The 16,217-nt window shown below is 58.1% G+C and carries 15 protein-coding genes; 9 read left to right on the plus strand and 6 right to left on the minus strand.

The genetic code is table 11. From position 1 onward, the window contains the following. Window positions 1–101 precede the first annotated feature (101 nt). On the plus strand, window positions 102–1,643 hold the full coding sequence (locus AFK63_RS05690; protein WP_038862351.1) for a GGDEF domain-containing protein: 1,542 nt from the start codon (window positions 102–104) through the stop codon (window positions 1,641–1,643). A gap of 11 nt (window positions 1,644–1,654) precedes the next feature. Here the strand turns inward: AFK63_RS05690 and AFK63_RS05695 are convergent, their stop codons facing one another. After that, window positions 1,655–2,557 (minus strand): LysR family transcriptional regulator, encoded by a 903-nt coding sequence (locus tag AFK63_RS05695; RefSeq protein ID WP_038862078.1) that lies wholly within the window; start codon window positions 2,555–2,557, stop codon window positions 1,655–1,657. 123 nt (window positions 2,558–2,680) lie between these two features. On the opposite strand from AFK63_RS05695, the gene AFK63_RS05700 reads away from it, so the two are divergent. Both AFK63_RS05700 and AFK63_RS05705 read left to right on the plus strand, forming a co-directional pair. Continuing rightward, window positions 2,681–3,547 (plus strand): type 1 glutamine amidotransferase domain-containing protein, encoded by an 867-nt coding sequence (locus tag AFK63_RS05700; RefSeq protein WP_038862080.1) that lies wholly within the window; start codon window positions 2,681–2,683, stop codon window positions 3,545–3,547. A gap of 9 nt (window positions 3,548–3,556) precedes the next feature. Then, entirely contained in the window at window positions 3,557–4,351 is a 795-nt protein-coding gene (locus tag AFK63_RS05705) for an SDR family NAD(P)-dependent oxidoreductase (protein ID WP_038862082.1), read from the plus strand. 68 nt (window positions 4,352–4,419) lie between these two features. Here the strand turns inward: AFK63_RS05705 and AFK63_RS05710 are convergent, their stop codons facing one another. Both AFK63_RS05710 and AFK63_RS05715 read right to left on the minus strand, forming a co-directional pair. After that, on the minus strand, window positions 4,420–5,946 hold the full coding sequence (locus AFK63_RS05710; protein WP_038862084.1) for an aryl-sulfate sulfotransferase: 1,527 nt from the start codon (window positions 5,944–5,946) through the stop codon (window positions 4,420–4,422). A 59-nt stretch (window positions 5,947–6,005) separates the two neighbouring features. Further along, window positions 6,006–7,565 (minus strand): bifunctional metallophosphatase/5'-nucleotidase, encoded by a 1,560-nt coding sequence (locus AFK63_RS05715; protein WP_038862352.1) that lies wholly within the window; start codon window positions 7,563–7,565, stop codon window positions 6,006–6,008. A gap of 149 nt (window positions 7,566–7,714) precedes the next feature. Here AFK63_RS05715 and AFK63_RS05720 point away from each other — a divergent pair, with 149 nt between their 5' ends. After that, window positions 7,715–8,986 carry an IS1/IS1595 family N-terminal zinc-binding domain-containing protein gene (locus AFK63_RS05720; RefSeq protein ID WP_144420890.1) on the plus strand — a complete coding sequence of 424 codons (1,272 nt, stop codon included), beginning with the start codon at window positions 7,715–7,717 and terminating at the stop codon, window positions 8,984–8,986. 45 nt (window positions 8,987–9,031) lie between these two features. On the opposite strand, the gene AFK63_RS05725 is transcribed toward AFK63_RS05720, so the two are convergent. Together AFK63_RS05725 and ompC are read right to left on the minus strand one after the other, a co-directional pair. Next, window positions 9,032–9,271: a DinI family protein gene (locus AFK63_RS05725; protein ID WP_038862092.1), complete on the minus strand. Its 240-nt coding sequence runs from the start codon at window positions 9,269–9,271 to the stop codon at window positions 9,032–9,034. A gap of 149 nt (window positions 9,272–9,420) precedes the next feature. Further along, on the minus strand, window positions 9,421–10,545 hold the full coding sequence (ompC, locus tag AFK63_RS05730; RefSeq protein ID WP_038862095.1) for a porin OmpC: 1,125 nt from the start codon (window positions 10,543–10,545) through the stop codon (window positions 9,421–9,423). 639 nt (window positions 10,546–11,184) lie between these two features. Here ompC and AFK63_RS05735 point away from each other — a divergent pair. From AFK63_RS05735 to AFK63_RS05745, 3 genes are read left to right on the plus strand one after another with little or no spacing between them, the layout of a single operon-like run. Next, window positions 11,185–11,883: a phosphohydrolase gene (locus AFK63_RS05735; protein ID WP_038862098.1), complete on the plus strand. Its 699-nt coding sequence runs from the start codon at window positions 11,185–11,187 to the stop codon at window positions 11,881–11,883. Between the two features lie 60 nt (window positions 11,884–11,943). Further along, window positions 11,944–13,377 (plus strand): DNA cytosine methyltransferase, encoded by a 1,434-nt coding sequence (locus AFK63_RS05740; RefSeq protein ID WP_144420919.1) that lies wholly within the window; start codon window positions 11,944–11,946, stop codon window positions 13,375–13,377. Beyond that, window positions 13,361–13,858 (plus strand): very short patch repair endonuclease, encoded by a 498-nt coding sequence (locus AFK63_RS05745; protein ID WP_038862100.1) that lies wholly within the window; start codon window positions 13,361–13,363, stop codon window positions 13,856–13,858. Before AFK63_RS05740 ends, AFK63_RS05745 begins: the two co-directional genes overlap by 17 nt. Before the next feature lie 3 nt (window positions 13,859–13,861). On the opposite strand, the gene yedA is transcribed toward AFK63_RS05745, so the two are convergent. After that, window positions 13,862–14,773 carry a drug/metabolite exporter YedA gene (gene yedA, locus AFK63_RS05750; RefSeq protein WP_038862102.1) on the minus strand — a complete coding sequence of 304 codons (912 nt, stop codon included), beginning with the start codon at window positions 14,771–14,773 and terminating at the stop codon, window positions 13,862–13,864. A 178-nt stretch (window positions 14,774–14,951) separates the two neighbouring features. On the opposite strand from yedA, the gene AFK63_RS05755 reads away from it, so the two are divergent. Both AFK63_RS05755 and AFK63_RS05760 read left to right on the plus strand, forming a co-directional pair. Beyond that, the gene (locus tag AFK63_RS05755) at window positions 14,952–15,866 is read left to right on the plus strand and encodes a DUF808 family protein (protein ID WP_038862104.1); all 915 of its coding nucleotides are present in this window, start codon (window positions 14,952–14,954) and stop codon (window positions 15,864–15,866) included. A gap of 89 nt (window positions 15,867–15,955) precedes the next feature. Further along, the gene (locus AFK63_RS05760; protein WP_038862107.1) at window positions 15,956–16,138 is read left to right on the plus strand and encodes a YodC family protein; all 183 of its coding nucleotides are present in this window, start codon (window positions 15,956–15,958) and stop codon (window positions 16,136–16,138) included. The last annotated feature ends 79 nt before the right edge of the window (window positions 16,139–16,217 follow it).

Consider the following 16,217-nt stretch of genomic DNA (forward strand, 5'->3'; position numbering starts at 1 on the left):
GGCTTGTGCACGCCGGGCCGGAGAATAAAGGCCTGGCGGAGTTACTGATAAACTTCAGCCACATTAATGAAACGCGGCGGGATACGCAGGAGGTGGCATTCGTGCCTGACAAAAAGCAGTTTATCCGCATTTTAGCGCTTGATACTCCCCTGGGCCGCAGCCTGGCGTTTTTCCTGTTTATCCTGCTGGCAGGCAGCATCGCGGCCAATGCAGTGACACTCTATCTCTCCTGGGAGCGCACCGTCGCCGAGACCGAAAGTAAGGCTATCAATTTATCGCTTTCGCAGGTGCGCCAGGCCGACGACACGTTTCTTCAGGCGGAGCTGACCTTGCAGGAGATCCGCCGCAATCTGGCCTACGGTTATCTGCCTGACGCCGAGCTGAATGCCTCGCTTGCCGAGCTGGAGCGGCGCTTGCCGCAACTTGATGGCCTGTTTATTTATGATGCCCAGGGCGCGTGGCGCAACAGCTCCTACGAGCTGGAACCCGCTGAGGCAAATATTGCCGGGCGCGACGATTTCCTCTATCACAAAGAGCATAGCTGGATGGGCGTGCATATCGGCCATGTGGTGCGCAGTAAAATCAGCGGCGAGCTGGTGATCCCGGTATCCCTGCGCATTAACGACATCACGGGCGGCTTTGCGGGCATCGTGATGGCCACGGTAAAAATGGACTATTTCCGCCAGTTCTACAGCTATTTTGAACTCACGAATACTGACATTCTCGCGCTGCTGCTGGTGGATGGCAAACCGCTCTACATTCGCCCGTTTGATGAAAGCGTGCTGAATAAAGACCTCTCCGCCAGCCCGCTCTTTACCAAAGTGTTGCTGCGCGCGCGGCAGGGGAGCGCGACCTGGCTGTCGGCGCTGGATAACGTCGTGCGGATTTACGGTTTTGCGCGCTCGACGCGCTACCCGATTGTCGTGGTGGCCGGCTACGATAAAAACAACCTGCGTGCGACCTGGCTGCGCAACAGCATCCCGGATTTACTGATCAACGGCGCGCTGTTGACCGCCATTATCCTGATGGGATTTGTGCTTTTCAGGCAGGTGCGGGTGAATATCCGCGACCGCAACGAACTCGCCACGCTGCGTGACGAGCTGGTGAAAATCAACCAGACGCTGCATTCAATGGCGATGATCGACGGCCTGACGGGGCTTGCCAACCGGCGACGCTTCGACGCTTTTCTTGAGCAGGCGCTGGCCGACTCCGCGGTCACCGGTCACCCCGTCTCGCTGATCCTCATCGATGTGGACTTCTTTAAACGCTATAACGACAACCGCGGACACGTGGCGGGCGACGCCTGCCTGCGCCGCATTGGCGGCGTGCTGCAACAGGCGTCATTCAACCACGGCGATCTGGTCGCCCGCTACGGCGGCGAAGAGTTCGCGATTATTCTCTCCGACGCCTCGCCGGACGACGCGCTGCGCATCGCAGAAAAAGTGGTCAGGATGGTCAGGGAAAAGGCGCTGCCGCATCCCGATACCGAACTGCCGGAAGGCGTGGTCACGATCAGCGCGGGCTGTTACAGCATGGTCGCGGACGGGCGCATGGAGTGCCTGACCTCGCTTATTAAAGGCGCCGACGAGGCGCTCTATCAGGCGAAAAGCACCGGGCGTAATCGCGCGGTTCGGCTGGCGTAACGGCGGCGCGCTTACCCCGTCGCCTGCTGCATAAACCGAATCAACGCCTCGCAGGCGGAGGAGAGCCCTTTGTGCGGCGCGTAAATCAGCGAAAAGGGGCGCGTGCGCCCGCGCGTGTGGCGCATGATCTCCCTCAGCAGACCGCCTGCCATTAATGGCCGCGCGATAAAATCGTAGGTCTGACAAATTCCCGCGCCGCTGGCGGCAAGAGATATCACGCCCAGAATGTCATCGGAAACCTGTATCTGGCCTTTGGGCGTCCACTCCACAGGCTGAGCGTTATCGTTCAGGCTCCAGCTGGCGATACGTCCGCTGCTCGGCATGATAAAGGGCAGGCAGCGGTGGTGCGCAAGGTCGCTTATATGCTGCGGCTCGCCGTGCTGTTGCAGATACGCAGGGGCGGCGACCAGACACAGCGGCGCGTCCTCCAGCTTGCGCGCCACCAGACGGCTGTCCGGCAGCGTGCCCAGACGGATCGCCAGGTCATACCCTTCAGCCACCAGATCCACATTGCGATTGGTGATATTCAGCTCGACGGTTACCCCCGGATACTGTGCGGCGAACTGCTGCAACAGCGCCGGGAGGCGGTAATGCGCATAGGTGGTCGGCGCGCTGAGCCGTATATGACCGATAGTTTCCGCGCCGCGCCCCTGGATATCGCGCTCGGCGCGTTCAAATACGCTGAAAGCGCTGCACGCCTGTTCATAGTAATGGCGGCCGGCCTGTGTCAGGCTGAGCTGGCGCGTGGTGCGCCTCATCAGCTGCACCCCGAGGCGCGTCTCCAGCCGCGTCAGCGCGCGGCTCAGCACCGAAGCCGTGGTCGCCAGCGCGATCGCCGCCGCCGTAATCGACCCTTTCTCAATAATCGTGACGAATATCTCCACATCGCTGAGGTGGGCGAAGCGTCGGCTCATTGTGTCTCCTGAAGAACAAATGATTGTCTCTGGCGGTAGTTTATCGACTTTTGAGGAAACACTACAGTGTGCCCATCCCGCAGCCCGGCCTGCGCCTCAACGATTATTACTCAGGAGCGCCTTATGAAAATTTTTCGTCACCTTGTCCTCACCGCCGCGCTTGGCCTCACCGCGCTGCATGCCCAGGCCGCCAGCGTGCTGGTGGTGTTATCCGATGCCGACCATCTGGATCTTAAAGACGGCAAAGTCTTCCCGACAGGGTTTTACCTCAACGAGCTGATGCAGCCGGTCAAGCGCCTGCTGGACGCCGGACATCAGGTCACGTTCGCGACGCCGAACGGCCGCGCGCCGACGCTGGATACCTCCTCTGATGACAAAATGTATTTCAACAACGATGAAACCGCGTGGCGCACGCATCGCGCGCTGCTTAACACGCTGAAGCTCACTTCACCTGACGCCTCGCCGGTCATCAGCCTGGCGCGCGCCGCGCAACAAGGCTACGGACAGTTTGACGCCATCTATATTCCGGGCGGTCATGCCCCGATGCAGGATCTGCTGACAAGCCCGGCGGTGGGAGACGCGCTGGCCGCGTTTCATGCCGCAGGCAAACCGACGGCACTGGTCTGCCACGGCCCCATCGCGCTGCTCTCCACGCTGCCGGACGCCCCGGCCTTTACCCGTAAGCTTGCTGAAACGGGCCGCGCGAATGCCCAGCCCGGCTGGATCTACGCGGGTTACCGCATGACGGTGATTAGCAATGCGGAAGAAGAGATAGCGAAAGGGCTGCTGCCCAAAGGCGGCGCGATGAAATTCTATCCGCAAACCGCGCTGGAGCAGGCGGGCGGCGCATTTAGCAGCAACAGTGAGCCGTTCACCGCGCATGTCGTCACGGATCGTGAACTGATTACCGGCCAGAACCCGGCGTCGGCATCCGGCGTGGCGCAGGAATTACTGGCACGACTGAAACCCGCTTCTGTTGAACCTCATTAAGGAATTCATATGGATCTGCAACTGAACGGCAAAACGGCAATAGTCACGGCGGCGACGGCGGGGATTGGCCTGGCCATCGCCCGGCGGCTGGCGCAGGAAGGCGCGGCGGTGACCATTACCGGGCGCGACAGCCACAAACTGGCCGCGGCGGTGGCGGCGATTGAAGCCGATGCGCCCGCCGCGCGCGTCAGCGGCGTGCTGGCGGATGTCAGCACCGTGGAGGGCGTCGCCACGCTTACCGCCCACCAGCCGCAGACGGATATTCTGATTAATAATCTCGGCTTTTACGAGGCGACGCCGTTTGCGCAAATTGATGACGAGGCGTGGCTGCGCATGTTTGACGTCAATGTCATGTCCGGAGTACGGCTCTCGCGGCACTATTTCCCGAGGATGCTTGAGCACCACTGGGGACGCGTCATTTTTCTCTCCAGCGAAGTGGGGGCCTTTACGCCGCCGGACATGATCCACTACGGGATGAGTAAATCGGCCCAGCTTGCGGTATCACGCGGCATGGCGGAGCTTACGAAAGGCACTGGCGTGACGGTCAACAGCGTGTTGCCATCCGCCACCCGCTCGGAAGGGATTATGGATTACCTGCGCCAGACGGCCCCGGCGCCGGGCATGACCGACGCGCAGATTGAAGCGCATTTCTTCGCGACGTATCGCCCCAGCTCGCTTATCGCGCGCATGATTGAGGCCGATGAAATCGCGGCGATGGTAGCGCTGCTGGCAAGCCCGCTGGGGGCGGCCTCTAACGGCGCGGCGGTGCGCGTTGAGGGCGGCACGTTCCGCTCGATTCTCTAGCCGCGCACTGGCCGGGGTAAAACCAAAAACAGGCTCGCATGCGGGCCTGTTTTTTTGCGTAAAAACGATCAGGCAAGCGCAAACGCCGTTGTCATTAACGATTGCAGTTCATCGCTGGCGAATAACCGCGCGCGATAACACTCGCCGGGGAATTCCGGATAACCATGCAGCGCGCTGATCACATCATAAATCGTCGCGATGACATGGCCGGTCGGGTCGATAATAAAGAATGAGCGCGCGGCGTTCGTAAAGACCGTGTAGTAGTCGCCATAGTCGAAAACCGCACCCATAAAATCGCTTATCTGCGGAACCCGCGTTTGCGGCAGGGTGAGCGCCTCGCCCACTTGTTTAACGGTGCTGGTCGCGAGATCGACGGCGTAAAACAGCACCTGCACAGGCAGGGCGCGATAAGCGGTTGCAGTGGCGGCCTCGCTCATGGGGCGCACGACCGCCTTGCCGGTCGTATCCGCGCAGGACCGGTTATTAAACAGCGACAGGACAAATTTCCCGGCACTGATATCGCTTTTATCGCTGAAATACGCATTTTGCGTGACGAAAACCGTGTGCGCGCCATTATCGCGATCCGTAATTGTGCTGATATCCAGGCGCGGTGCGGGCAACGTTTGCGCGAACGTCGGGTTGTAGTTGCCGGTATCCGCTGACCATAAAATATGGCCATCATCCGGCGAAATACCGAACGTCAGGCTTGCCGAGCGTGAATGCACAATAATGGCTTCGCTAAAGCGCTCGCTGGCAGGTATATGCGACAGCGAATTGAAATGTACATCGTTGGTGCCACTGTTATTCAGGATATTGGTGTTATCAAACTCGGCAGTGAAATTTTTCCGCCAGAGCATTTCACCGGTCCGATCGTCGAACTTCAGGATCCATGCGTCCTGACGCATCGTGTTGGTTGAGCGGTCCGGGAAGTCGCTGCCAATCATGTAAAGGTTGCCGGCGGTGTCCCACGCCAGATCGTGCGTGTTGGTATAGGCGTTGCCGTTTTCATCCCGCAGGGTAAATTCCAGCACCGGGTTGCCCAGAATATCGATTTTAAAAAAACGGCGGGCATACCAGTGTTCCTCTTCCTCACTGCCGATATAAAAATAGCCGTCGTGGGTGCGCAGCATCTGGTTGCGATAAGGCGCTTTATAATAGCAGCGCAAATCGCCGTTGCGGTCGTAGCCGTCGCAGAATGTCGTCATCAGCCAGCTGTTGCCCCAGACGCTGGAAAAAAGCGCCGGATCGGTCTGCTCAATATCCAGGTGAAATATCGTCTCGTCACGATAAGTCTGATCCTCTGTGCTGATAATCAACGTATTGTCATAGGCGATATTGCCGTTTTGTTCGGTAAAAATAAGGCGAACTTCATTTGCGTAATGGGCATACAGACCTGTTACGGGTACTTTGATAATGCCGTCCTTTCCAGTCGTCCATTGATCGAGGGTGTAGGTAAACGGAATACTGCCAGGGCTGCCCGCGCGCGCCGCAACGGTATAGGTAAAAGTAACGGGCGAATCGGTGCGAAAACTGACATACGCCGCCAGCTGGTTATTGGCCGGGGCCAGTTCTGTTTGCAAATGTACTATCGTCATAATCATCTCCTTTGTTAACGATAAAAATCAGGCGCGCGAACCGCCGCGCCTGATGTGACTCATCCCTGGGGGGTTGCTTTGCTCACCCGCATCTCCTGCACCTGCGCGGCGACGATGGTATTGCCTTTTTTGAGGTAATCGATCACCGCGTCAGAGAGGTTATAGCCGCCGTGTACCTGTTTATTTTTCCCGGCGTTGAAATCGGTAAAACCATCGCCGCCGGGCGACAGGAAGCTATTGGTCGCCACCCGGTAGGTCGCGTCGTCAGCGATCGGTTTGTCGTTAAGGGTGAACTGTACGACGCGCTGGCCTGCGGGTTTCGCCGGGTCATAACGCATCATTACGCCTTTTGAGGTCTGCAATACGCCGTTGGTCAGCCCCGCGCTATGCTCCATCAGGCTGCGCAACTGCTTGCCTGTCAGATCCATCACCGTCAGCTCGTTGGGGAAAGGGAAGGCGCTGATGATATCGCCATAGGTGATTTTGCCCGCGGCGATGTCATCGCGCAGGCCGCCGGAGTTGGTAAGCGCCAGTTGCGCGTCAGGTGCGGCGACCATCATCGCGTCGGCAAAGAGGTTGCCGAGCGGCGACGATTCGCCATAGGCGCGCGTCAGCGCCACCGGCGTTTCGCCCACCTGCTGGCGCACCGTTTCAGCGAGCTTTTTATTCCAGCCGTCAATGCGCTGCTGCGTCGTCGGGTCGGGCGTAAATTCATCGGCATACAGGGTCTTAAGTTCAAACTGTTTCACCTTGTAGCCGTGCTGGCCGGGCTTAACATCCATCACCAGTTTGCCGATATTCACGCCGCCGCTGTCGGTGGACATAATCAGCGTGTCGCCCACTTTAATCGGCTCCGGCGTACCGGTATGCGCGTGGCCCGTAATCAGGAGATCCAGCCCTTTCACCTGGCTTGCGGTCTGGATATCTTTATTCAGGGCCCGCTTAACGTCTTTATTGCCAAGGCTGGACTGACGGCCCGGCACGCCTTCGTGGACCAGGGCGACGGTGACGTCCACTTTGCCGCGCAGCTCGTCGATATAGTGCTGGAGCCATTTCACCTCGTCGCGCGCCTCAATGCCCTGGCGCATCGATGACGAGACGGTGTCGTTAAACGCGAAAACGCCATGTAAGCCAATAACGCCGATTTTCACGCCCTCTTTTTCCAGAATGACATAGGGCTTATTCCAGAAGGGCATCTTGCTGTTCTGATAAAACACATTGCCCAGCAATACCGGAAATTGCGCCTGGCTTAACTGCAGCAGCGTATTATCCCAGCCATGATCGAATTCATGATTACCGACCGAGGCGGCGTCAAGCGACATCGTATTCATAATATCTATGATCGCCTTGCCTTTCGTCAGGCTGCTGATATACGGCCCGGTGAAATAGTCGCCCGCATCAAAATAAAAGGTGGCTTTATTGCGCGCTTTCTCCTGTTTCACCAGCGCGGATATTGTCGCGAAGCCGCCGACGTCGCGCTGGCCATTCGCAATCCACGGCACTTTATAAGGCTCGACATGCGCATGCAGATCGTTGGTATAAATCACCGTGACGTCCTGCGCCAGCGCCGGTAATGAAAGCCCGGCCGCAATCAGAAAAGCTAAAAAATTTCGTTTCATCATAATTGCTCCTTAATAACGAAAGGGAGATGCCATCGTGCCGGGCTATTTTTTTCCGCGCGCCTGGGGGCTTTTGTGATACCTCGCACAAACCGTTTTCGCCGGGCTTTTCAGAATGCGGCAACTGACAAAATAAGTGGGTAAGGGAAATGGCAGCAGGATTGCTGGTGAGGCTCAATGTGTGTAAAAGCTGGGCATGTCCGAATTTAGGCGTGCCGGACGCGATGGATTATCAGCAGCCAGTCTACCGGCTGGGATATCCGGCGTTACACTGCGCCCGCTGCGGCAGCCTGCCGCCGCTTTTTAATGAGCCGCTGTTTAACGGCTGGTTTTCGCGCTTTCTGGCGCAGAAATTAAAACAGAGCGGGACGGGGTGTCCGCACTGCGCCAGCGCCCTGACCATCCGCTACGGCACGACGCAAACCGGCCGCCAGCGGTTACAGTGTCGCGCGTGCCGGAAAATCTTCACGCCCTGGCAGCCGGGGGATAAAGCGCTGCGCCATATTCAGGCATGCCTTGCAGCGCTGGCGCGCGGTGAAACGGGAGGCGATCGCGCCTGCTACCGCACGCTGGCGCAGGCGGCGGCCTGGTGCGAAGCGCAGCTGGTGGAGCGTGCGCACCGCGCCGCGCATATCGCCACGCAGACCTTTACCGTGCCGATGCAGGGCGAACATCCGCAGCAGCCGCTGTATGTGGTGCTGAGCGCGGATATCGTGACCGGGCAGGTGCTGCAAGTCACCTCCAGCTACTGCGAATGGAAACCGCACGAGGCGCTGCGTTATCCTGGCGGCGACGCGGGTCATCCAGCCCTGCGACTCTGCGGCGCGCTACGCGTCAGGGAGCAGGAGGCGCAGTTTATGCGCCGCCGTCAGTTTGACGACATCCGCTATGGCGACGCCGCGCTATGCCGCAACGATCCAGGCGCGCTGCTGCGCCCGGCTATCGTCATTCATGGCCATTTTCAGTGGTTGCGACGCCGGTTTCCGGAGGTGCTATCGCACAGCCTGGCGCACGAATGTGTGCTGCGGGGTGCTGCGATCACGGCCTGGGCTGCGCAGGTGAGCGCCGGTAAAACGCAACTGCGGTTTGTGGTGGAAGAGACGCTTAATGAGAGGGCGGCAGACGGCGCGTATGTGCATCGCGGGAGCTGGCGGATCGGCTGGTGGAATAATCTGTGGCAGCAGTGGGAGAACGGCGCGACGCGCAAGATGATCGGCATGCTGACCGGTGAGGACGATCCAGGCGATATCCCGACGGTTTCGCTACAGGCCTGTATGGCGTTTACCGACTGGTTGCGTCTTCAGCCCGGCGTGGCGCGCTGGGGGCACCATCGCGCGGGGGTGGTCAGCCAGCAGCTGATATGTCTGGCGTACCGATATAATCAGCAGTTAATGGCGCAACGCACGGCAGAGCCACGCTGACGCCAGGCGATAAAAAACCCGCGGCGGGCGGGCTTTTTATTGCGCTTATTCGTTCACCAGCCACATATCGGCTTCATCGAACATCTCTTCCAGCATCCGGTTCAGCTTTTCGCGATCGTTTTTATTGGCGTCGGAATTAAGCCCGTTCGTCTGCATGGGCTTAACACGCACGTCAGCATCCGGGAAGATGCGATGCACGCGGCGGGTCAGCTCGGCCAGAATAATGTCGCGCGCGCCGGGCAAGCCTGCGACATTGCGTTTGTCATAAACCAGTTCAACAAACATGGAAAACTCCACAGTATGGATATATATACAGTCCTGGCACACTATAGCGCCCGTCCGTCATCCGGTAAAGGGGAGAGTGCAGGCGCGCGCGAAGAAGCCGCAAAATAAAAAGGCCCGCACGCGGCGGGCCTGAAAGGGCAGAAGCGGGATCAGAACTGATACACCATGCCGATGCCGACAATGTCATCGGTGGCGATGCCGTTGTCTTTATAGAAGTCGTCATCCTCATCCAGCAGGTTGATTTTGTAATCGACATAGGTGAGGAAGTTTTTATTGAGATACCAGCTGGCGCCGACATCCGCGTATTTCACCAGATCGTTATCCTGGTACTTACCGGCATACCACAGGTCTTTACCGCGGGATTGCAGGTAAGCCAGCGACGGACGCAGGCCAAAATCGAACTGATACTGCGCCACGATTTCGATGTTCTGCGTTTTGTTGGCGATGCCGACGCTGTCGCCATACGGCGTCATGTTGCGGGTTTCAGCATAGGTCGCAGCCAGATAGATATCGTTAGCGTCATATTTCAGGCCGGTCGCCCACGCGTCAGCGCGATCGCCGCCAGCGACGATGGTGTCGCCACGGCCATAGTTGACCTGTTTCTCGGTACGATCGGCGGTGGAGTAGGCGGCGGACGCGCTAAAGCCCATCCCGAAATCGTAGGTGGTAGACAGACCGAAGCCGTCGCCGTTCTGGCTCTGCACGTCGTGACCGCTGGCGGTGCCTTCGTTTCCGTTGCCGTCATCTTCGTTATTGCCCTGGTATTGCAGCGCGAAATTCAGGCCGTCTACCATGCCGAAGAAGTCGGTGTTGCGATACGTAGCCATCCCGTTGCCGCGGCCAACCATATAGTTATCGCTATAGGTGTAGGAGTCGCCGCCGAACACCGGCAGCATATCGGTCCAGGCTTCAACGTCATAAATCACGCCATAGTTACGGCCATAATCGAAAGAGCCGTAATCGCCATATTTCAGACCGGCGAACGCCAGTTTGTTATAGGAGGTGTTGCTGTCTTCGGTGCTGTTGGCCATGATTTTGTAGTTCCACATGCCATAGCCGGTCAGCGCGTTAGTGATTTGGGTTTCGCCTTTAAAGCCGAATTCCAGATAGGTGCCGTCGCCATCATCGCCCGGGTTATCAGAAAACGTGTGACGCGCATCGACTTTGCCGAACAGGTCGAGTTTATTACCGTCTTTATTATAAACTTCTGCGGCGTTGGCAGCGCCTGCTAACAATAATGCGGGTACAACAAGAGCCAGTACTTTTCTTTTCATTATCAATTTCCTTATCGTCATAAATAATATCAATGAATGGTGTAAATGAATGACGTAGCGGAGTATCGTCCGCGGCACGCATATTAGCAGAATGAAAAATCGCCACAAAAATTATTTTCCGCCATTGCGGTTTCTTCTTTTTAAATAATTCATGGTTTCTATTTAAATTTATATTTCATTGGCTTGGTAAATAGATTAAAACAGGAATAAATGTTGTTGAGAAAAACACTCTTCCATAATCAACAGTCGCAAGGCCCGTCACGCCAGCGCTGATGCGATGCCACGGCGATAATAAGAGTGAGATCCGCGTTGAGGATAACGTTAAGATAATTGCCCCTTGAACGATTAAGGCGATAACTATTTTTCGGAAAACAGAAGGGGTGCGAAACCGGATAAATAACCGCTTCACAACGGTAAATTTATCATCTGCGCTAAAAAACATTCTCTTATGCGTCAGGTGTCCCTGATGCCACTGCCGCACGTTATGAACGCATTATCTTATTAATATGACTTGCAGGCAGAGCGCATATCACACGGCAAAAAGGAGCGCGACGCCGCGCGCAAAGGTGCGCAAACCATGCTAATTTTGTGATCTGCATTACAGAAACAAACCGGGTGTCCCGCGCAAAAGGAGTCTCTATGTCGCTAACCCACTGGCAGCAGCGTTTTGAAGAATGGCTGCATCACAGCTGGAATCAGGATGATAAAGCCCATGATGTCGCGCATTTTCGCCGCGTCTGGAAAACGGCTCAGCAGATCATGGCGGGCAGCGAAGCTAACCGACGGGTCGTGCTGACGGCCTGTTATTTCCACGATATCGTCAACCTGCCGAAAAACCATCCGCAGCGCCATCTGGCCTCGACGCTCGCGGCGCAGGAGACGCTGCGCATTCTGGAAACCCACTTTCCTGATTTTCCGCGTGAGGAGTATGACGCCGTAGCCCACGCGGTGCGGGCGCACAGCTTCAGCGCAGGCATCAGACCCGAGACGTTCGAGGCGAAAGTCGTGCAGGACGCCGACCGGCTTGAATCGCTCGGCGCGATTGGTCTCGCGCGCGTCTTTTATGTCTCAGGCGCGCTGGGCCGGGCGCTGTTTGACAGTGACGATCCGCTCGCCAGCGATCGCGAGCTCGACGATACCGCCTGGGCGCTCGATCACTTCCAGAAAAAGCTGCTGACGCTGCCTTCCACCATGCAAACCGAGGCGGGCAGAGCGCTCGCGCGGCATAACGCCGATTTTCTCGTTCACTATATGGCGAAGCTCTGCGCCGAGCTTAAAGGCGACTACTGCCAGCTCGACGAAGCGGTACTGCGCCGCTTTATTCAGGTGACGCCTTAACCGCAGCCCCGGCCCAAAGTGTGTTACTCTGTCAGATATCGGATCTGTATGGCTAACGCAATGCTCGAAAATCACTCTGTTATTGAGGACGTACTGACGGGCGCGGAGGATGACGCCGCCCCCGCGCTGAGCGCGCACACGCTGCTGCAAAAAGTGCTGGAGATTTACGACACCAAAACGCTGGTGGCTATATTAAACGACGTCGGCGAGAAGCGCTGGAGCCGCGCCCGGCTGAAACGCCAGCAGCTTCACCCTGACGGCGCGCGCCTCAGCCCCGGCGAATACCGCCGTCTCCTGACGCTGCTCCCCACGCCGCCGCGCCATCATCCGAACTACGCCTTTCGCTTTATCGATCTTTTCGCCGGTATTGGCGGCATTCGTAGCGGCTTTGAAGCCGCGGGCGGCCAGTGCGTCTTTACCAGCGAGTGGAATAAACACGCGGTGCGCACCTACAAGGCCAACTGGTATTGCGACCCGCAACAGCATCAGTTCAACGAAGATATTCGCGATGTGACGCTAAGCCACCGGCCCGATGTCAGCGACGAGGCCGCCGCCGAGCATATCCGCGCGCAGATCCCGCAGCACGACGTTCTGCTGGCGGGCTTTCCGTGCCAGCCGTTTTCGCTCGCTGGCGTCTCGAAGAAAAACGCGCTGGGCCGCGCGCACGGTTTTGCCTGCGAAACGCAGGGCACGCTGTTTTTCGACGTGGTACGCATTATCGCCGCGCGTCAGCCCGCGATTTTCGTGCTGGAAAACGTGAAAAACCTTAAGAGCCACGATAAGGGCAACACGTTTCGCATCATCATGCAGACGCTGGATGAGCTGGGCTATGAAGTGGCGGATGCCGCGGAGATGGGCCCGGACGATCCGAAAATTATCGACGGCAAACATTTTCTGCCCCAGCACCGCGAGCGCATCGTGCTGGTGGGCTTTCGCCGCGACCTGAATCTTCATGAGGGGTTTACGCTGCGCGCGCTGCCGGAATTTTACCCGGCGCGGCGACCGGCGTTTGGCGAGTTGCTCGACCCGACCGTAGACGCCCGCTACGTGCTGACGCCGACGTTGTGGAAATACCTTTACCGTTACGCCCAGAAACATCAGGCGAAGGGCAACGGCTTCGGCTATGGGCTGGTGAATCCGCTGAACCCCTCCAGCGTGGCGCGCACGCTGTCGGCGCGCTATTACAAAGATGGCGCGGAGATCCTGGTCGATCGCGGCTGGGATAAAGCGCTTGGCGAGAAAGATTTTGACGATGCCATCAACCAGCAGCGTCGTCCGCGCCGCCTGACGCCGCGCGAGTGCGCGCGCCTGATGGGCTTTGAAGCGCCGCAGGGCCACGCGTTTCGAATTCCGGTTTCCGATACGCAGGCCTATCGCCAGTTTGGCAACTCGGTCGTCGTGCCCGCGTTCGCGGCGGTCGCGCAGCTGCTGCGTCCGCGCATCGCGCAGGCGGTGCGCCTGCGTCAGGAGAAAACCGATGGCGGACGTTCATAGCAAAGCCATTCGCAGTAAAAACATGCGCGCTATCGCCACCCGCGATACCGCCATCGAAAAGCGGCTCGGCGCGCTGCTGACGGAGCAGGGCTTTACCTTCCGCGTCCAGGACGCCGCGCTTGCCGGGCGTCCGGATTTCGTGCTCGACGACTACCGCTGCGTCATCTTCACCCACGGCTGTTTCTGGCATCACCACCACTGTTATCTCTTTAAAGTGCCCGCCACCCGCACCGAATTCTGGCTCGATAAAATCGGCAAAAACGTGACGCGCGATAAACGCGATGTGGCGACGCTGCTGGCCGGGGGCTGGCGGGTGCTGCTGGTCTGGGAATGCGCGTTGCGAGGGCGCGAGAAGCTTTCGGACGCGGCCCTCGCCGAACGGCTGGAGGAGTGGATTTGCAGCGGCGGGGCGCATGCGGAGATAGACTTCCAGGGCATTCACGCCCGGGAAGGCGAGCGGCCCGCGCCGCCCGCTGGTTAAGCGTTACTTCTCGACAGGGCAGGGTTTCACCACCGGTTTCCCCGGCAGTAAATATTTGCCGAGCGTCACCAGCAGCACCGCCAGAATAATCACCCCAAGCGCAAGCCATTCGACAGATGAGAGGCTCTCGCCGCCAAAACCGGTGCCGAGCAGCACCGCCACCACCGGATTCACGTAGGCGTAACTGGTGGCGACCGCTGGCGAGACGTTGCGGATAAGATACATATAGGCGCTGATGGCGATAACCGAGCCAAACAGCGCCAGATAACCTACCGCCAGGAAGCCGGAGAGATCGGGCATGGCGGTCATCCGCTCGCCGGTAAGCAGCGAGGCCACTAACAATACCAGGCCCGCCGCGAGCATCTCAATCGCGCCCGCCATCATCCCGACAGGCAGTTCAATACGTGAACCGTAAACCGACCCAAACGCCCAGCTTAGCGAGCCAATAAGGATCAGCAGCGCGCCCCACGGGTTGCCGCTCAGGTTGCCGCCGCTGTTTAGCAGCACGATACCTGCAAGACCGATGGCCACGCCGAGCCACTCCAGCTTGCGGGTCTGAATGCCGAAAAAGCGGCTGAACACGAGGGCGAACAGCGGTACGGTCGCCACCATCACGGCGGCGATGCCGGAAGGCACATGCTGGTGCTCGGCGACCGTCACGAAGCCGTTGCCTACCGCCAGCAGCAACACGCCAATCAGCGCCGCGTTCAGCATCGGGCGGCGCGCCGGCAACTTATGGCCCGTCAGCAACAGGACACTCAGCAGCAGCACGCCCGCGCAGAGAAAGCGCACGCCCGCCATCAGAAACGGCGGCCAGCTTTTCACGCCGACCGCTATCGCAAAATAGGTGGAACCCCAGATGATATACAGCGCGAACAGCGCGCCCAAAAGCGGTAAAACTCGACCGAAACGCATACTCCCTCACGACGTGAAATAAAGAACGCTTATAGTGAACGCTAAAATTATTGCAGAGGCGAGGTTTTTAATTGTTTCGCTTAAGTTAATTTTGCGTTGACAGAAGGTGGTAGTTTCAGGGTTCAGCCTTTTGCTCCATACTTAACTCTCCAGAATCACAACACGAAGGAATGAAATTTTGGCCGGAAGTAGTTTATTAACGCTGCTGGACGATATCGCCACGCTGCTGGACGATGTCTCAATGATGGGAAAACTCGCGGCAAAAAAGACCGCAGGGGTGCTGGGCGACGATCTCTCCCTTAATGCGCAGCAGGTCACCGGCGTGCGCGCCAACCGCGAGCTGCCGGTGGTCTGGGCCGTGGCGAAAGGCTCGCTGCTCAATAAAGTGATTCTCGTGCCGCTGGCGCTCATCATCAGCGCCTTCGCGCCCTGGGCGATTACGCCGTTGCTGATGGTCGGCGGCGCGTTTCTCTGTTTCGAAGGTGTGGAAAAAGTGCTGCATAGCCTGCACGCGCGCAAACATAAAGAGACGCCGGAGCAGAAACAGCAACGTCTCAATGAGATAGCGAAACAGGACCCGAAAGTTTACGAGCGCGATAAAGTCAAAGGCGCAGTGCGCACTGACTTTATCCTCTCGGCGGAAATCGTCGCCATTACGCTTGGTATCGTGGCGGAAGAGCCGCTGTTAAGCCAGGTGCTGGTGCTGAGCGGCATCGCGCTTCTGGTCACCATTGGCGTGTACGGTATCGTCGGGGTTATCGTGAAGCTCGACGATATGGGTTACTGGCTCGCCGACAAGCGCTCGGCGCTGGCGCGTGGCGTCGGTAAAGGGCTGCTGGTCGCGGCGCCGTGGCTGATGAAAATTCTCTCCGTTCTCGGCACCGTCGCGATGTTTCTGGTGGGCGGCGGTATTGTGGTGCATGGCGTCGCGCCGCTGCATCACGTCATCGAACACTGGGCACACGGCCTCGGCGGTGTTGGCGCGGCGGTGATGCCGACGGTGTTGAACCTGGTGCTTGGTTTTATTATCGGCGCCGTGGTGCTGGCGGTGGTCAAGTTTATCGGGCGGCTGCGCGGTAAACCGGCACACTGAGAATATTCCTGATTATTTAACGACCACAGGCGAAAATCGCGCGCGTTGACTATCTTCTGAATGTTTTCACACTGATAAAGGAGGCGGTTATGGTCTTTTTGGTCAGCGATGAAGTTCAGCGCAAAAACAGCGGTCAACGCATGGTCGTCACCGGCTATTCAAGCGGCATGGTTGAGTGCCGATGGTATGACGGTTACGGCGTGCAGCGGGAGGCGTTTCGTGAAGACGAACTGCTTCCCGGTGAAAGACAGTCTCGCGAAGAGCGTCGTTGAAATAATGCCCGGCCAGCGTGCCGGGCGTTTTCATTCTCCCCTCATCCTGCAACAGATCAACGACATCCTTGTGCTTTCA

This window comes from Cronobacter muytjensii ATCC 51329 (assembly GCF_001277195.1).
Lineage (GTDB): Bacteria > Pseudomonadota > Gammaproteobacteria > Enterobacterales > Enterobacteriaceae > Cronobacter > Cronobacter muytjensii.

Coding starts and splice junctions, on each gene's coding strand:
- AFK63_RS05710 (WP_038862084.1), bottom strand. CDS start 5,946: ATGACGATAGTACATTTGCAAACAGAACTGGCCCCGGCCAATAACCAG.
- AFK63_RS05760 (WP_038862107.1), top strand. CDS start 15,956: ATGGTCTTTTTGGTCAGCGATGAAGTTCAGCGCAAAAACAGCGGTCAA.
- AFK63_RS05720 (WP_144420890.1), top strand. CDS start 7,715: ATGGCAGCAGGATTGCTGGTGAGGCTCAATGTGTGTAAAAGCTGGGCA.
- AFK63_RS05695 (WP_038862078.1), bottom strand. CDS start 2,557: ATGAGCCGACGCTTCGCCCACCTCAGCGATGTGGAGATATTCGTCACG.
- AFK63_RS05705 (WP_038862082.1), top strand. CDS start 3,557: ATGGATCTGCAACTGAACGGCAAAACGGCAATAGTCACGGCGGCGACG.
- ompC (WP_038862095.1), bottom strand. CDS start 10,545: ATGAAAAGAAAAGTACTGGCTCTTGTTGTACCCGCATTATTGTTAGCA.
- AFK63_RS05740 (WP_144420919.1), top strand. CDS start 11,944: ATGCTCGAAAATCACTCTGTTATTGAGGACGTACTGACGGGCGCGGAG.
- AFK63_RS05700 (WP_038862080.1), top strand. CDS start 2,681: ATGAAAATTTTTCGTCACCTTGTCCTCACCGCCGCGCTTGGCCTCACC.
- AFK63_RS05725 (WP_038862092.1), bottom strand. CDS start 9,271: ATGTTTGTTGAACTGGTTTATGACAAACGCAATGTCGCAGGCTTGCCC.
- AFK63_RS05735 (WP_038862098.1), top strand. CDS start 11,185: ATGTCGCTAACCCACTGGCAGCAGCGTTTTGAAGAATGGCTGCATCAC.
- yedA (WP_038862102.1), bottom strand. CDS start 14,773: ATGCGTTTCGGTCGAGTTTTACCGCTTTTGGGCGCGCTGTTCGCGCTG.
- AFK63_RS05715 (WP_038862352.1), bottom strand. CDS start 7,565: ATGAAACGAAATTTTTTAGCTTTTCTGATTGCGGCCGGGCTTTCATTA.
- AFK63_RS05745 (WP_038862100.1), top strand. CDS start 13,361: ATGGCGGACGTTCATAGCAAAGCCATTCGCAGTAAAAACATGCGCGCT.